The following is a 15,584-nucleotide window of genomic DNA, read 5'->3' as shown; positions in this document are numbered from 1 at the left end:
CAGATGGTGAGCCTGGTCACTGCCCGATCACGGCTGCGGCGCGACGGAGTGTTTCCCCGTGTGGGCCCTGGAATGGGGGGTACAACCGAATGGTGACTGCATCGAGAACGTGGCTTGCTGTGGTGTGCGCGATTGTTGCTGCTCTCGGGGGTGCGAAGGCGTCGGCCGAGCCGGGTGCCTATGTGGCGGGGGAGGCACCACTGGGTGGCAGGTCCGCTCAGCTCGATGTGTACTCGCCCGCGATGGGGCGGGTGATCCAGAACAAGGTGATCAAGGCGGCGGGGGCCGGGGCGCCCACGTTGTATCTGCTCACCGGGGCGGGCGGCGGGGCCGACGGGATCTCGTGGTGGGACGACACCGATGTCCGCGAATTCTTCGCCGACAAGTTCGTGAATGTGGTGATGCCGGTCGGTGGGGCGTTCACGCTCTACACCGACTGGATTTCCGACGATCCGGGCGTCGGTCGGGTGCGGTGGGAGACGTATCTGACCCAGGAGTTGCCCGGGGTGATCGACGGCGCGCTCGAGGCGAGTGGTCGCAATGCCATCGCCGGGGTGTCGATGAGTGCGGCCTCGGCGCTGGACCTGGTCATCCAGAGCGGTTCACGGTTTTCCGCGGTGGCGGCGTTGAGTGGTTGCCCGTGGGCCGCGGATCCGTTGGGGATCGCGATGGCCAGTGCGCAGGCGGTGCGCGGCGGTGGGAATCCGGGGAACATGTGGGGGATTCCCGGTGGGCCGGGGTGGCAGGAACACGATGTGTTCGCCAATGCTGGGCGGCTGGCGGGTAAGACTATTTTCCTGTCCGCCGCGACGGGGTTCCCCGGCGCGCAGGACCGTGGCTTGCCGATGCCGCCGATCGAGACTCTCGCGGGGGCGTGCACGGCGGCCTTTGCTGGGCGGCTCGGGCAGTTGGGGATTCCGGCTGTGCACGTCCATCGGGCGACTGGTTCGCATACTTGGGGGCAGTTCGAGGCTGATCTGCATGAGGCTTGGCCGCATTTGGCTGGTGCTATCGGGTGAGGGGTAGTTCCGGGGTTCGGTAGTCCCGGGAGGTTTGACGCTGTGTTTATTGGCGCGCTGGCGCGCGCGTGTCCGCGGCCCCAAGGGGCCGCCGGTCAGGCACCGGTGCTTGCTCCTTCGTCGCCTACGCACCGGCGCCTGACCGGCGACCCGGCCGCGGACCGGCCACTTCGTGGCCGTCCCTCCCTAGGGGTCGGGAGTGCGGTGGGTGGGATTTGGTGGGGTGTGTAAGGCGGGGATTCGCTGGGGAGTCGGGGGGTTGATCGGGGTTTGGGGTTGGGGTTGGGGGAGGGGGGTGTTGGGCTTGCTGTTCTGGCGGGTGCGGCGGAACCACCACTGCAGGAACGTGATGCCGATCAGGGCCAGTAGGGCGGTGGTGAGGCTGATGGACAGGCCGGGTGGGCGCCAGGTGACGGTGAGGGGTGCGTTGTGGGTGCCGGGGGGGATGTCGACCGCTACGAAGGTGCCTGCGACCGCTCGGATGGGGATCTCGCTGTTGCCCAGCGTTGCCGTGTAGCCGGGCCAGGCCAGGCGGGACAACACGATTCGGCCGCCGGTTCCGGAGGAGACGGTGGCGCGGTTGGTGAGGCCCGCTTCGGGCATCACGGTGGCGTGGACGCCGGATTCGTGGGCGATCAGGTCACCGGGGGAGGGCAGTGGGTTCAGTCGTTCCAGTACCCAGATCTGGTGTTCGTGGCCGGGGTAGTGCACGAATGTCCAACCGGCGGGGGCGGGTTCGGTTCCTGCGTGCGGGTACTGACTGCGTTGCAGGACGATGCGATCCAGTCGCATCAGGTCGACGATCGGTGTGTCGGTGGACGGTTCGACAGCGAAGACTCGTCGGTAGGCGTCGGGGCAGGTGCCACCGTCCCATGCCATGCACAGCAGACCGGCGAAGGCCGCGTGCCCGACGGGGGTGTATCCGTTCACGTACTGCAGCCCGAGGTTCTTGGCGTAGCTGCCCAGCGCGATGGAGCCGTAAGTGCCTGCGAGCGTTCGCTCTTCGTCGCGCACCATGACGCGGTCCGCCAATTGCAGTGTGCGCCCGTCGAAATCGGGGAATGCCGCCGTCATCTCCGATCGTCGTTCGGGGAATCCGTAGGGCATCGGCGTCGGTGGCGCGGAGGCCACCTGGGCGAACGCGATCGGGAACGTCGCGACGATGGTCAACGCAGCCGCGGCCGCGGTCCCCCGGGTACGCGCCAACCACACCGCCCCGGCGCCGAGCCCGACCACCGCGAACACCGCGAGCGCATGGCGTTCGACGAGATCCGGTGCGGCGGAGAACGATCGAATGAACAGCAACCCGATCAGCGCACCCGCCGCCGCGTACCGCCGCCGCGAGGGACCGAAATCGCCGTAGCGACTGATCAGCACGCACACCAACACCAGCAGCGCGATCGCGAGCATCGGCAACACCCGCGCCGGCCAGCGCAGCGGACCGATGGCCCCGGGTCCGGCCGTCCACATCAGGGTCGCCGCCGCGAACAGTGCGATCCCGCTCCACGAGGCGGCGGCGCGCGCGGCGGCTTTCCAGTCGATGAACGCCAGCGCCGGAATCACGAACCAGGCGATATAGACCATCGGCAGCGGCTGCACATGCCCCCACCACGCGGTGAACGCCGGCACGGTGCTCGGCAGGCTCGCATTGAGCGATTCCGACCACGGCACGGTCAGGAAGGGGTCGTTGTGGATGGTGGACACGTCACCGCGCCAGGTGGCCTGCGAGGACAGCAGGACCGGCAGGTTCGCGATCATCGAGGCGAGTACCGCGAGCGCGGAGGCCGCGAGCAGTCGCAACACCGGCGCCCACTTGCGCTGGTACAGGTACTCACCCGCGGCGACGGCGGCGATCATCAACCCGGCTTCGACGGCGGGAAAGGCGTATTGGACCGACAGCGTCAGGTACAGGAACACGAACAGTGGAATCGGCCCGGTGCGCCCCCGCGTGTAGAGGACCGCCGAGGCCCAGGCGTGCACCAGCCAGGCCGTGCCGGTCTGCGAGGTGAACCAGCTGGCCTCGTCGAAGAACAGGAACCAGCCGCTGAACGGAAACGCCACGCCCGCGACCGCGGCCCACGGCGCGCGGGCACCGTAGGCCAGGCAGATACGGAACACGCCGAGCGCGGCGATCGCCGAGAACACGAACTTCACGGCGGTCGCGTACAGCGCGAGATTGTCGAACGAGGGCGCGAGCAGGTACACCAGCAGTTGCGCGGGGTTGTAGAGCCCGGCTTCCTCGAGGCTGTAGTTGCCCGCCATCCATTCCCACGGCACCATCGCCGGGAATCGGCCCGCTCGCAATTCGGCGCCGAGCAACTGCCACATGGGCACGTATTGCGCCTCGGTGTCGTCGGTATAGAAGTGTCGCGAATCCCCCAGTAGTACAGCGAGATACCCGACCAACACAGCAATGACGACAACACCGGCCCACTGCGCAACTTGTTTTCGCGGTTCGAGCTCCGCGCGTACCCACACGAGCGCGGGAGCTTAAGGCATCGAGATGAATCGAACAATAGCGCGTGGTATCCACTCCGCGATGGTGGACGTTTGTCCAGCTCAGGTGCGGTCATGGTGGGGTTTGATAGCATGGCCCAACCCGAGCAGGACCCTTCGAGAGAGTCATCAATTGCAGTTCGAATTCGTCGAGCGGGACGAGACCTGGGTGGCCGGGCTTCCGGTCCGTAGTCCCAAACGCGCACTCGGTGAGCTGCGTGACCGCGACCTCGAGGCCGCCTGGTCGGCGGTCCTGCATCAGGATCTCGGCGGGCCACTGGCCAGCGCCTACACCGACTACACCGGCGAGCTGAGCACCTACAACACCCAGATCGTCGGTTATCAGTGCGATTCGCTCGCGCAGGTCACCAGGGGACATCTGGCGGCGCGGCTCCCGCGCGGTACCTACGCGCGCTTCTCCTCGGTGGGTAACTTCCCGCAGGTTATGACGGATCTGTGGACCCAGATCGCCTACGCCGAGGAGCACAACCAGATCAAGCGCACCTTCACCGGCGATTTCGAGTGCTACCCGCACGCCTACAAGATCGACCTGTACCTGGCGGTCGACCCGCGATGACCTATTCGATAGTGGTCCGTGGCGCGGCGCTGTACGGCGGACTCGTGGTGCCGCGGGTGCACCCGAGCTTCAAGGTGAGCAACAGCGACCTGATCGAATTCCTCAAGGACCGGCTGCGCGACCGTCCCGAGGGTGGCGAACCGCTGCACACGGTCTACGTCCCCGATCCGGCGGGCAACTGGAACGCGCTGGTCGCCCGCGAATACGCCACCCCCGACGACGTGCCGGTCGGCGATCTCATGCTGGCTGTGCCCAAGGGCATCTACGCCCGCTTCGCGCCCAACGGTGATTACCACGATCCGGTCGAAGACGTCTGGGCTCAGGTCGACGACGCGACCGCGTCCGCCGAGATCTCCCGCGCCTACCGTGAGGAGATCGAGGTGTGGCACGGCCCCGAGGCGGTCGAATTGTTCGTGTCGATCACAGTTGATAGCTGAAAGTTAGCCGAATTCGAACCGATCGGTTTGGATTAACTCCACTCCCGTGCGTGCACCCGTTCTGACCTGCTGTTATTTCAACTGGCTCAGAAGGTTACCGGAAAATTAGCCACTCGTGTGGTGCATTCGTTCCGAATGACGGATACTGCACCAGTTGGCATCGGTAGGAAGCCGACCGCGCGTGGGCGTTGAGCACGGAGTAGGAACACGATGGCTGTCGAAGTGATACTGGCTGGAGTGTGGTTGCGGAGCATTCACCGTCGCACCGAATCGGTCGACGTGCTCCCGGTACAGGGCCGGCACGCTCGGTGACCGGCCCCGACTATCCGGCGATGGACCATCGCCCCCTCGTTCTCGATCCGGCCGATCCGGCCGACGCGGCAACTCTGCGGCAGCTGACAGACCTGGCCGAAATCCGCACCAATGATCTGCGCGCGGGGCTGCGTGCCGAGTTGGACCGGGTCACCGGCCTGCCGCCCGGGATCGACGCGGACGAGGAACGCTGGATCTATTACCCGTGGCGGCGCGCGCTGGTCGCGGTCCTCGGGCCCGCCGCGTTCCGGGCGATTCGCTCCGACCGCAACCGCAACAAACTCACCAGGGGCGAACAGCAGCGCCTCGCCCAGCTGACCGTCGGCGTCGTCGGGCAGAGCGTCGGCCACGCGATCGCCTACACCCTGGCACTCGAGGGGGCATGCGGGCTGCTGCGCCTGGCCGACTTCGACACGATCGAACTGTCCAATCTGAACCGGGTGCCGGGCGGGCTGTTCGATATCGGCGTGAACAAGTCCGTCGTCACCGCGCGCCGGATCGCCGAACTCGACCCCTTCCTGCCGGTCGAGATCTGGCCCGCGGGCGTGCTGGCCGACACAGTCGACGAGTTCCTCGACGGGCTCTCGGTGGTCGTGGAGGAATGCGATTCCCTCGACATCAAATTCGCGGTCCGCGAGGCCGCGCGCAGGCACCGGATCCCGCTGCTGATGGAGACCAGCGACCGCGGCCTGTTCGATGTCGAACGCTACGACCTCGAACCCGACCGAGAACCCTTCCACGGCCTGCTCGGCGCGACCACCGGCGAGCAGCTGGCCGGGCTCGACACCAAGGCCAAGGCGCCGCACGTGCTGCGCATCCTCGATCCCGGACAGCTGTCGTCGCGGATGGCGGCCAGTCTCGCCGAGATCGGTGAAACGATCACCACCTGGCCGCAACTCGGCAGCGACGTGCAACTGGGCGCCGCGATCGTGGCGGCGGCGGTCCGCCGGATCGGGCTCGGCGCCAAGCTGTCCTCCGGCCGGACCCGCGTCGACCTCGACGCCACCCTGGACTCCCTCGCCGAACCCGGCTATCTCGACGACGGCATCGACGGCATCGTCGACGAGCCCGTCGAACCGCCGCCTGCCGACCCGGTCGATGCGATCCTCGCCTGCGCCCAGCGCGCGCCGTCCGGCGGCAACGTGCAGCCATGGCGATTGCGCGGCGACGCCGCCGCGATCGAACTCACCCTCGATCCTGCCGCGACCACCGCCATGGATCTGCACCTGCGTGGCAGCGCCGTCGCGGTCGGGGCCGCACTGCACAACGCCCGCGCGGCCGCCGCCGCGCACAATTTGCTCGCGGACCCCGAACTGATCGTCGACGACCCGGCGGCCCCCTTGATCGCCCGATTGCGACTGCGCGCGGGCACCGACCCCGATCTCGCCGCCGACTATCCGCTCGCACTCGCCAGGCACACCAACCGCCGCCTCGGCATCCCGATGCCGCTGCCGGGAACGGTGCTGCCCGCGCTGGCCGTCGCCGCGGCGGCCGAGCGGGCGAGCGTGCGCGCGATCACCGGCATCGACGCGCTGGCCGAGGCGGCGCTGCTGCTCGGCGCCAGCGATCGCGTCCGCTACCTCACGCCCCAGCTACACGAACAGCTCTACGCCGAATTGCGTTGGCCGGGTGATGATCTCACCACCGGGATCGACGTACGCACGCTCGATCCGGCCCCGGATGAACTGGCGAAGATGCAGGTCGGCCGTCGCACCGATGTCATGGGTCGGTTGCGCGAGTGGTCGGCGGGTTCGGCACTCGGCGAGTTCACCGTCGACCGGGTACGGGCCAGTTCCGCGCTGGTGGCGATCACCTTCGATACCGGTGACGGTGCGCCGGATCTGGCCGACTACGCACGCGCCGGTGCCGCGGTGGAAAGAGTGTGGCTACGTGCGCAACTGCTCGGTCTCGCGGTGCAGCCGGTGTCGCCGGTGTTCCTCTATGCCGACCGGCCCGATGATTTGCGCAGCGTTTCTCCCGAGTTCACAGATACACTTGCCAGCATTCAGAGACGTTTCCTGGACCTGCTGGGAATCCCTGAGGATGAGAACGTGGCATTGGTTCTTCGTCTGAGCTACGCCGCGGCTGCGAGCGTTCGCAGTCGACGGTTGCCGGTGCCCGGCAGTAGGACTGTGCCGGTGCCCGGCAGTAGCAACGACGGATAGCGCGGATCGGAGACAACGTGCCTCGGCAAACGCTCGACTCACTGGTGACACAGGTCGCCTCCGAGTTGATGGGTGTCGACGCCACGACCATGGTGGCGGTGAGCGAGCGTGTGCTCGCCTCCCTGGTCGAGCACTTCGATGTCGACGTGAGCTATTTACGCCACACCGACCGTGCGCGGCGTGCGACCGTCCTCATCGCGGAATGGCCACCTCGCACCGACATTCCCGATCCCGATCCGCTGCGCGAAGTCGAATTCGAGCATGCCGATTCGGTCTTCCGTGCCCTCGAATACGCCGTCGAACCGATCATCGTGCGACCCGATACCGCCAGCGCCGACTATCAGGAGACGATCCGCAAGTCCTCGGGCATCCCCGAGGTAGCGATGGCGTGTGTGCCCCTGGTCTCGCGTGGCGAGTCGACCGGCGTGCTCGGCTTCGTGAAGATGGGCGACCGTGCCTGGACCAAGCGCGAACTCAACGTTCTCAAGGCGATCGCCGCGCTGTTCGCCCAGCTGCAGGCGCGGGTGGTGGCCGAGGAGAGTCTGCGCTACTTCGCCTTGCACGACGACCTGACCGGCCTGGCCAACCGCCGCGCCCTGCTCGAATACATGGAGCAGCGATTGCAGTCGGGCAACTCGGGCCCGGTCGCCACCTTCTTCCTCGACCTGGACCGGCTCAAGGCGCTCAACGATTTCCTCGGCCACAGCGCGGGCGACAATTTCATCCGCGCGCTGGCGCACCGGCTGCGCGAGAACCTGGAACCCACCGACATGATCGCCCGGCTCGGCGGTGACGAATTCGTGATCGTGCCCGCGTCGCCGATGGATGCCGTTGCCGCCGAACTCGAGGCAGGCCGCATCCAGGAGCTCATCGGCCGTCGGGTCTCGGTGGGTCAGGAGTCGGTCAGCCGGGGCGTGAGTGTCGGTGTGGCGCTGGGCATTCCGGGGGAGACCTCGGTCTCGGATGTGTTGCGGCGCGCCGATCACGCCCTGCTGTCGGCGAAGGCAGGCGGCGGCAACGGGGTGGCGGTGTTCACCGATGCCATGCGCGCGCAGTTCGAACTGCAGGACGACGTGGAACTGAATCTGCGCAGCGCGGTGTCGGACGGTTCGCTGGTGCTGCACTATCAGCCCGAGGTCGACCTACGCACCGGCCGGATCGTGGCGCTGGAAGCGCTGGTGCGCTGGCAGCACCCGACGCGTGGTCTGCTGCCGCCCGGCGCGTTCGTCTCGGTGGCCGAGGCGACCAACCTCGCCGGTGAACTCGGGCGGTGGGTGATCCGTTCGGCCTGTTCGCAATTCGCGGACTGGCGGCGGCGCGGACTCGCCTCGAATGTGGTGATCCGGATCAATGTCTCTCCGGTGCAGCTGGTCTCGGCCGACTTCGTCGAACGCATCGAAGACATCCTGCGACTGTTCGGCATCGATGGCAGCTCGGTCTGCCTCGAGATCACCGAACACGTTGTGGTGCAAGACCTGGTACGCACCCGACTCACCCTGCGTGGGCTCAAACGGATGGGCGTGCAGATCGCCATCGACGACTTCGGTACCGGCTACAGCTCGCTCTCGCACCTCAAGGCGCTGCCGGTGGACGCGGTGAAGATCGATCGCGGCTTCGTCCAACGTCTCGGCGACAGCAACGACGACCTGGCGATCGTGAAATCCATTATCGGACTTGCCGGTTCGTTCGGGCTCGGGGTGGTGGGTGAGGGCGTCGAAACGGCGATGGCGGCACGGACGCTCGTGGGGCTCGGCTGTTATCGCGCCCAGGGCTTCCTGATCGCGCGGCCGATGCCCGCCGAAGAGGTCGAGGCGCAGTTACGTGAGGGCCGCATCCCCCTCGATCTCGATCTGCCTCGCGCGGGACGCGGCGTGGCGCCGAACTGATCGTGGACACGTCGCCCGGCCGATGGCTGCTGCTGGAGACCCTGACCGAAGATCTCGAGCCCACCCTCGTCGCGGACGACGCGCAAGCCAAGCAGTGGACCGAATCCGCGCGCCTGCATCGCAGCATCGGCCTCGCGCCCGCCCGCCTGGCGATCGACGCGGTTCGGCGGTGCGCGGGCGGCGAGACCTCGCAGCGCGCGGTCGTGGGTGCGACCCTGATGCTGGCCGAACCGGTTCGGTGCGCATTCGGTGGGGTGCACGGTGTGCAGATCTGGATCGGCCCTGCGTACGCGCCGGTGCGGCCGCGACGGCGCGTCGCCGCCTGGGATTTCGAAGCGGACACCGAACTCGCCCATCACGGGCCCGGGCTGGAGGAACTCGTCTTCGCCAGGGCGCCGGAGCAGGTGCAGGTGGTGCGCACGCCGCCAGACGCGTTCGGGCGGATGGTTCGCTTCGACGGCAGGGTCGACTATTTCGACATGGCGACCAGGCTGGAACCGGGCGGGCGCTGGCAGGGCGAGGTCGACATGCTCGGCGACGACGCCCGCGTTCGCCGGTTCCAGATGGTGACGAGGGCGCGACCGGACCAGCACAGGGTGAGCGCGTTGATGCACGCGATCCCCGAACTCGGTGACGATGCCGTAGCCGTCGATTCCGACGTCACGATGTTGCGGGCGGTGTCGCAGCGCAGCACGGTCGGCGTCGGCTTCATCTTGCTGGCCAGCGCGGTGATCTACGAGTGGGCAGCCGAGCCGCCGCTGCCACTGGATCGATGGGCGGTGGAGCGACCGACCATCGACCCCGCCGACATGGCCGTGCTGCGTGCCGCCTGCGCTGCTGCCGCCCGACAGCCCGATACCGTCCAGCGGTTCGAGTTGCGGGTCCGCTTCGCCGAAGGAGAATGGATTCGCGCGCGCGCCGAGCTGGTGACGATCACGACGGGCGCCACCGGGCACGGGTTGCTGCGAGTCTGGTCAGCGGTCGACGGCGAGTCCACCGGCGCCTGATGGCCGACCGCCCGGTTCTTGCGGGTGCGACGCTTCTTTCGACGCTGTTCACTCCCCGTTCCTCGGGCATAACCCCTGGGTAACCCGCGCGGCGCGACGATCGGCGTGTGCGCATCGTGCAGCTAGCCAATTTCTATGGCCCGCGGTCGGGTGGGTTGCGCACTGCCCTGCACCACCTCGGTGAGGGTTATGTGGCAGCGGGACACGAAGTGGTGCTGATCGTGCCGGGGTCGCGTCGTTCCGAAGAGGTGCTGCCCACCGGGGCATTGCGGATTACCCTGCCCGCGTTGGGGATTCCGTGGACCGGTGGATATCGGGCGGCCGATCCGCGGCGGGTGGCCGATGTGCTGTCCGGTTTGTCGCCGGATGTGCTCGAGGTGTCCGACCGGCTGACGTTGCGCGGTTTCGGCCGGTGGGCCCGACGGCGCGGGGTGGCGAGTGTGATGATCTCGCACGAGCGCCTCGATCGGCTGCTCGGCCAGTTCCTGCCCGGTCCCGCCGCGCGACGCTGCGCCGATGTCGCCAACCGGCGCACGGCCGACGACTACGACATGGTCGTGTGCACCACCGCTTTCGCGCGCGAGGAGTTCCTGCGGATCGGTGCGCCGAACGTGGAACTGGTGCCGCTCGGCGTCGACCTCGACCTGTTCAGCCCGCGCCGCCGTGACCTCGGCCTACGCGCCGATCTCGGTGTCGCCGGGCATCCGATGCTGGTGCACTGCGGCAGACTCTCGGTGGAGAAGCGCGTCGATCGCAGCATCGAAGCGGTCGGCGCCCTGCATCGAGCAGGGGTCCCCGCCCGCCTGGTCATCGCGGGCGACGGTCCGCGCCGCGAGTCACTCGAACGCCGCGCCCGCACGCTCCCCGCCCTGCCCGGCGGCGAGCCCGCGGTCCACTTCACCGGCTTCATCAACGACCGCGCGATGGTAGCGAAACTCCTTGCCACCGCGGATGTTTCACTGGCCCCCGGCCCACACGAAACCTTCGGCCTGGCCGCACTGGAGGCCTTGGCCGCGGGCACCCCGGTGGTAGCCAGCCGCTCCTCGGCCCTCGCCGACATCGTCACCACCGAATGCGGTGCCATCGCCGCCGACCGCCCCCGGGCCTTCGCACGAGCGGTCACCGACGTCCTTGCCATGCCGACCTCAGGCCGCCGCCTTGCCGCTCGCACCCGAGCCGAACAATTCGGCTGGCCGCGCGCCGTCGCGGGCATGCTCGCGGTGCTGGGACGCTGAAGCTCAGTCTTCGGTGGATCTGGCGGCCAGGACGGCGTCGTAGAGTTCGCGGCGAGAGGCGCCCCGGCCCACGGAGACTTCGGCGCAGGCGTCTTTGAGTCGCATGCCGCTCGCCACCAGTGTTTCGACCTCGTCGACCAGTTCGGCGGGTTCGGCCGAAACCGGTTGGGAGCCTTCGAGAACGACGGTGATCTCGCCCCGGGCGCCGTCGGCGGACCAGGCGGCCAGTTCGCCGAGGGTGCCGCGGACCACTTCCTCGTAGGTTTTGGTGAGTTCGCGGCAGATGGCGGCGCGACGGTCGGGGCCGAGGACGATGACCGCGTCGGCCATGCAGTCGGCGAGGCGATGGGGTGCCTCGAAGAAGACGATGGCGCGTTGTTCGGAGGCCAAGGTGCGCAACCACTCTCGGCGCTGACCGCCCTTGCGTGGGGCGAAACCGTCGAAGCAGAAGCGTTCCACCGGCAGGCCGGACAGGGCCAGCGCGGTGGTGACCGCGGACGGACCGGGCAGGCAGGTGACCGGCAGGTCGCGTGCGACGGCGGCGGCGACCAGTCGGTAGCCGGGGTCGCTCACCGACGGCATGCCGGCATCGGTGACCAGCAAGACCTTCAGGCCGCTCTCGATGTCGTCGAGCAGGGCGGGGATGCGGGCGGTTTCCACGTGGTCGTAGAAGCTGACGATGCGGCCGGTGATCTCGACGCCGAGCGCCTTCGCGAGCGATTTCGTGCGGCGGGTGTCCTCGGCGGCGACCACGTCGGCCGAACCGAGCGCGTCGCGCAGCCGCTGCGACGCGTCGCCGATGTCGCCCATGGGGGTTGCCGCTAAGACCAACACAGTGATGTCCCGCCTCTTTCGGTATTTTGGCCGCAGGCGATCGAGTGCGGCGAGCGGTGCGTGCGATGAGCAGTGGAATGGCGCCCGCCCATTCTGTCAGGCGAGCGTGCTGCCACTGTGCGCGCGTGGGTGGGGAAACGAGGGGGCATCAGTGTCGGGTCGGACTTCGGTGGGCGTACCGCCTACGATCGGGGCGTGATCCCGGTGACCGATGAGCGCGCGATGCCACCATCGCGCCCCGTGTCGGCGGTGGTGAGTCCCGCGCCGCTGCGCCCGGCTCCCGATTTCGGTCCGCTCGACACCGCGCGCGGCTGGGTGGTCACCGGTGTACTCACCTTCATCGCCGCGCTGTCCCGAATCATCAATCTCAACTACCCGACCGACGCGCGCACCCCTGTCTTCGACGAGAAGCATTACGCCCCACAGGCCTGGCAGATGGTCACCGGCGGTGGCGTGGAGGACAACCCCGCCTACGGACTGGTCGTGCACCCACCGGTCGGCAAACAGTTCATCGCCATCAGCGAGGCGATCTTCGGCTACAACGCGTGGGGCTGGCGCGGCACCGCGGCGCTGGCGGGCACGATCCTGGTGCTGCTGGTGGTACGGATCGTGCGCCGGATGGCCCGGTCGACGCTGATCGGCGCGTTCGCGGGCGTGCTGCTCATCGCCGAGAGTCTGACGTTCGTCTCCTCTCGCATCGGCATGCTCGACATCTTCATGTCGCTGCTGGTCACCGCGGCTTTCGGCTGTCTGATAGTCGATCGTGACGATGTCCGCGAGCGAATGGCTCGGGCGGATCTGGCGGGGCGGGTCGGTATCTCGGGCTTGGGGCCGCGGCTGGGCGTGCGCTGGTGGCGGTTCGGCGCTGGTGTGCTGCTCGGGCTGGCGTGCGGCACCAAATGGTCGGGCGTCTACTACATCATGTTCTTCGGCCTGCTCAGCGTGGCCTTCGACGTGAGCGCGCGACGTGCGTACGGGGTACGCAAGCCGTGGCTGGGCACACTGGTGCGCGATGTGGGACCGGCCCTGTACGCGCTGGTGGTGATTCCACTGGTCGTGTACTTGTCCTCGTACTGGGCGTGGTTCGCCAGCGAGAACGGGGTGTTCCGGTACGCGGTCGGCAATCAGGTCGGCAGTGGCGGTCCGTTCGCGTTCCTGCCCGACGCGCTGCGCTCGCTCTGGTACTACCAGGGCGAAACCCTCGACTTCCATTCCAGCCTCACCAATTCGGCGGGCAATCACCATCCGTGGGAATCCAAGCCGTGGACCTGGCCGATGAGCCTGCGCCCGATGCTCTACTACTACGCCGACGGCACGGTCACCGGTTGCGGCGAAGCGCAGTGTGTGAAGGCCGTGATGGCTGTCGGCACGCCCGCGCTGTGGTGGCTGGCGCTGCCGCTGATCGGCTGGATGGTGTGGCGTTCGGTGGTGCGCCGCGACTGGCGCTACGCGGCGGTGCTGGTTGGCTACGGCGCCGGGCTGCTGCCGTGGTTCCTCACGATGGACCGGCAGATGTACTTCTTCTACGCGGTGGTGCTCGCGCCGTTCCTGGTGATGGGGATGGCGCTGGCCCTCGGTGACATTCTCGGGTCGGCCAGGCCCGCGGGGCTACCGCGAAGTCCGACGGGCACCTACCTACCGGCCCCGGTGAACGAGCGGTACGCGCTCGGACTGCTGATCGTCAGCATCTATCTGGGCTTGGTGATCGCGAACTTCGTATGGCTGTGGCCAATCCTCACGGGGCAGGCGATCACGCCGCAGAACTGGCAGGACCACCTGTGGCTGCCGAGCTGGCGGTAACCGCCTCTCCGCGTATTCAGGCCAGACTCAGGTGGTTGTTTCGGGTCGACGCGGCCGACGGTATCGGGTCGCTGCGTCAGCCCGTGCCCGGTGAGTTACCCATGTTCTGGCGTCGTTCAGGTGTTCAGTGCTCGGTCGACGAGAGTTAGGGCGTCTGCGTCGTCGAGGCCAAGTCGTCGGGTGGTCGTCACGTAGTCGACGGCGGCGCGGCTGGCGATGTCGCGGGTGGGGTCGCCGGAGGAGGCGATGAAAGAGCCTTGGCGGCCACGGGTTTCGAGCACACCGTCGGCTTCCAGCTCGCGGTAGGCCCGGGCGACGGTGTTGGGGGCGATGCCGAGATCGGCGGCCAGCGCGCGGACCGTCGGGATCTTGGTGCCCGCGGTGAGCGTGCCCGCGCGAACCTGTTCGATCACGGCCATCCGCAGTTGCTCATAGGGCGGCTGGGTGGAATCGGTGGACAGCTCGACGTGGAACACGATGCTCACACCTCGTCTCGGGACAGCGGGCAGGACATACAGCGGGGGCCGCCGCGGCCGGAGCCCAACTCCGAGCCGCTGATGGTGACCACCTCGATCCCCGCTTCGGTCAGGCGCGAGTTGGTCATCTCATTGCGTTCGTAGGCCACGACCACACCGGGCGCGAGGGCGAGGGTGTTGTTGCCGTCGTCCCACTGTTCGCGCTCGGCGTCGGGTCCATCGCGGCCGGTGTCGATCACGCGCAGCTTCGCGATGCCCATCGCCGCGGCGGCGGCGGGCAGGAAGGGTTCGGGTCCGGTGATGCTGATGCGCTCGAGATCGCCACGCCTCGAGAAGCCGTCTTCGCGGCGGATCGTGAACGCCTCCAACGACTTCCGCACGCCCGGGTACATCACCACCGCATCGGTGTCGACCATGGTGCAGACGGTGTCGAGGTGCATGGTCGCCCGGTTCTGCGCGATCGGCACCACCAGCACGGTGTGCGCGAGGTCGTCGTCGAACAGGCTGCGCGCCAATGCCTCCGCGCCCGCGGGTGTGGTTCGTTCGCCGACACCAACGGCCACAACGCCTTTGGCGAGCAGCAACACATCGCCGCCCTCGATGGGGGCGGTGTGCGATTCATAGGCCCGCCGCACGCCGAGGAAGCGCGGATGGAACGCGTAGACGAGGTCGGTAAGGGAGGTCTCGCGGCTGCGGGCGGGCAGTGCCAGCGAGGTGATCGCGACCTTCGGGCCGACCCAGAACGAGGAATCGCGGGTGAACAGCAGGTTCGGCAGCGGATCGATGACGAAATCGCCGCCGTGGTGCATGCGCCGTACCAGCGACGTGGCGTCGGGGCCGAACGGCAGCTCGTCGAAGGTCATTCCGGCCATCAGGATGTCGGCGAGCGCGGGGGCGTCGAATTTGCGCAGTTCGGCGGCGAGTTGGTCGGCCAGGCCGTGGCCGAGCCTGCGGGCGTCGACCGCGGCCGAGATGCCCTGAATTCTGGCTGCCCCACTGGCACTGAGGGTTTCGGTCAGCAGATCTGCCAGCAACAGCACTTCCACCCCGCGTTCGCGCAGTACGGTGGCGAAGGCGTCGTGTTCGGCTTGCGCGCGCTCGACCCAGGGGATGCCGTCGAAGAGCAGCTGGTCGTTGTTGCTCGGGGTGAGTCGGCGTAGTTCGGCGCCGGGGCGGTGCAGCAGCACCGTCCGTAGCCTGCCCACCTCGGAGGTGACGGTGAGGCGCGAGTCGGGGGCGGTTCCCATCTGCAAACCGTAATGCGAGGACGGCGTGTCTGCGAACCGCAACGCGCTGGTCGGGGTCGGTCGTGTGCGCGGTCGCACACCTGTTCCGCTCAT

The 15,584-nt window shown here is 68.0% G+C and carries 12 protein-coding genes; 8 read left to right on the top strand and 4 right to left on the bottom strand.

All coding sequences use genetic code 11. The features are described from left to right. Positions 1 to 89: 89 nt before the first annotated feature. The gene (locus ACLJPD_RS05845; RefSeq protein ID WP_410870693.1) at positions 90 to 1,019 is read left to right on the top strand and encodes an alpha/beta hydrolase; all 930 of its coding nucleotides are present in this window, start codon (positions 90 to 92) and stop codon (positions 1,017 to 1,019) included. A 186-nt stretch (positions 1,020 to 1,205) separates the two neighbouring features. Here the strand turns inward: ACLJPD_RS05845 and ACLJPD_RS05840 are convergent, their stop codons facing one another. Next, the gene (locus ACLJPD_RS05840; RefSeq protein WP_410870691.1) at positions 1,206 to 3,428 is read right to left on the bottom strand and encodes a hypothetical protein; all 2,223 of its coding nucleotides are present in this window, start codon (positions 3,426 to 3,428) and stop codon (positions 1,206 to 1,208) included. Between the two features lie 220 nt (positions 3,429 to 3,648). Here ACLJPD_RS05840 and ACLJPD_RS05835 point away from each other — a divergent pair, with 220 nt between their 5' ends. The 6 genes from ACLJPD_RS05835 (at position 3,649) to ACLJPD_RS05810 (ending at position 11,134) form a co-directional block, all read left to right on the top strand. Continuing rightward, on the top strand, positions 3,649 to 4,092 hold the full coding sequence (locus ACLJPD_RS05835; RefSeq protein WP_410870690.1) for a GyrI-like domain-containing protein: 444 nt from the start codon (positions 3,649 to 3,651) through the stop codon (positions 4,090 to 4,092). Beyond that, positions 4,089 to 4,529 carry an AraC family transcriptional regulator gene (locus ACLJPD_RS05830; RefSeq protein WP_410870689.1) on the top strand — a complete coding sequence of 147 codons (441 nt, stop codon included), beginning with the start codon at positions 4,089 to 4,091 and terminating at the stop codon, positions 4,527 to 4,529. Before ACLJPD_RS05835 ends, ACLJPD_RS05830 begins: the two co-directional genes overlap by 4 nt. Before the next feature lie 332 nt (positions 4,530 to 4,861). Continuing rightward, positions 4,862 to 7,006 carry an Rv1355c family protein gene (locus ACLJPD_RS05825; protein ID WP_410870688.1) on the top strand — a complete coding sequence of 715 codons (2,145 nt, stop codon included), beginning with the start codon at positions 4,862 to 4,864 and terminating at the stop codon, positions 7,004 to 7,006. A 68-nt stretch (positions 7,007 to 7,074) separates the two neighbouring features. After that, on the top strand, positions 7,075 to 8,892 hold the full coding sequence (locus ACLJPD_RS05820; RefSeq protein WP_410871940.1) for a putative bifunctional diguanylate cyclase/phosphodiesterase: 1,818 nt from the start codon (positions 7,075 to 7,077) through the stop codon (positions 8,890 to 8,892). A gap of 2 nt (positions 8,893 to 8,894) precedes the next feature. Further along, a complete protein-coding gene (locus tag ACLJPD_RS05815; RefSeq protein ID WP_410870686.1) occupies positions 8,895 to 9,899 on the top strand; it encodes a GAF domain-containing protein in 1,005 nt (334 codons plus the stop codon). 107 nt (positions 9,900 to 10,006) lie between these two features. After that, positions 10,007 to 11,134: a glycosyltransferase gene (locus ACLJPD_RS05810; RefSeq protein WP_410870685.1), complete on the top strand. Its 1,128-nt coding sequence runs from the start codon at positions 10,007 to 10,009 to the stop codon at positions 11,132 to 11,134. Positions 11,135 to 11,137: 3 nt separating this feature from the next. Here ACLJPD_RS05810 and rsmI read toward each other — a convergent pair whose 3' ends face one another. Beyond that, complete coding sequence (rsmI, locus tag ACLJPD_RS05805; protein WP_410871939.1) at positions 11,138 to 11,974, bottom strand: 16S rRNA (cytidine(1402)-2'-O)-methyltransferase; 837 nt, start codon at positions 11,972 to 11,974, stop codon at positions 11,138 to 11,140. Positions 11,975 to 12,163: 189 nt separating this feature from the next. On the opposite strand from rsmI, the gene ACLJPD_RS05800 reads away from it, so the two are divergent. Further along, entirely contained in the window at positions 12,164 to 13,768 is a 1,605-nt protein-coding gene (locus ACLJPD_RS05800; RefSeq protein ID WP_410870684.1) for a dolichyl-phosphate-mannose--protein mannosyltransferase, read from the top strand. 116 nt (positions 13,769 to 13,884) lie between these two features. Here the strand turns inward: ACLJPD_RS05800 and ACLJPD_RS05795 are convergent, their stop codons facing one another. Both ACLJPD_RS05795 and arcA read right to left on the bottom strand, forming a co-directional pair. Beyond that, positions 13,885 to 14,253, bottom strand: coding sequence for a GntR family transcriptional regulator (locus ACLJPD_RS05795; RefSeq protein ID WP_410870683.1), 369 nt, complete (start codon positions 14,251 to 14,253; stop codon positions 13,885 to 13,887). After that, on the bottom strand, positions 14,250 to 15,491 hold the full coding sequence (gene arcA / locus ACLJPD_RS05790) for an arginine deiminase (protein WP_410870682.1): 1,242 nt from the start codon (positions 15,489 to 15,491) through the stop codon (positions 14,250 to 14,252). Before arcA ends, ACLJPD_RS05795 begins: the two co-directional genes overlap by 4 nt. Positions 15,492 to 15,584: the final 93 nt, after the last annotated feature.

Source organism: Nocardia sp. A7, assembly GCF_046549215.1.
Taxonomy (GTDB): domain Bacteria; phylum Actinomycetota; class Actinomycetes; order Mycobacteriales; family Mycobacteriaceae; genus Nocardia.
Note: the sequence above shows the minus strand (reverse complement) of the source record. Positions and strands in the feature narration are given on the sequence as shown.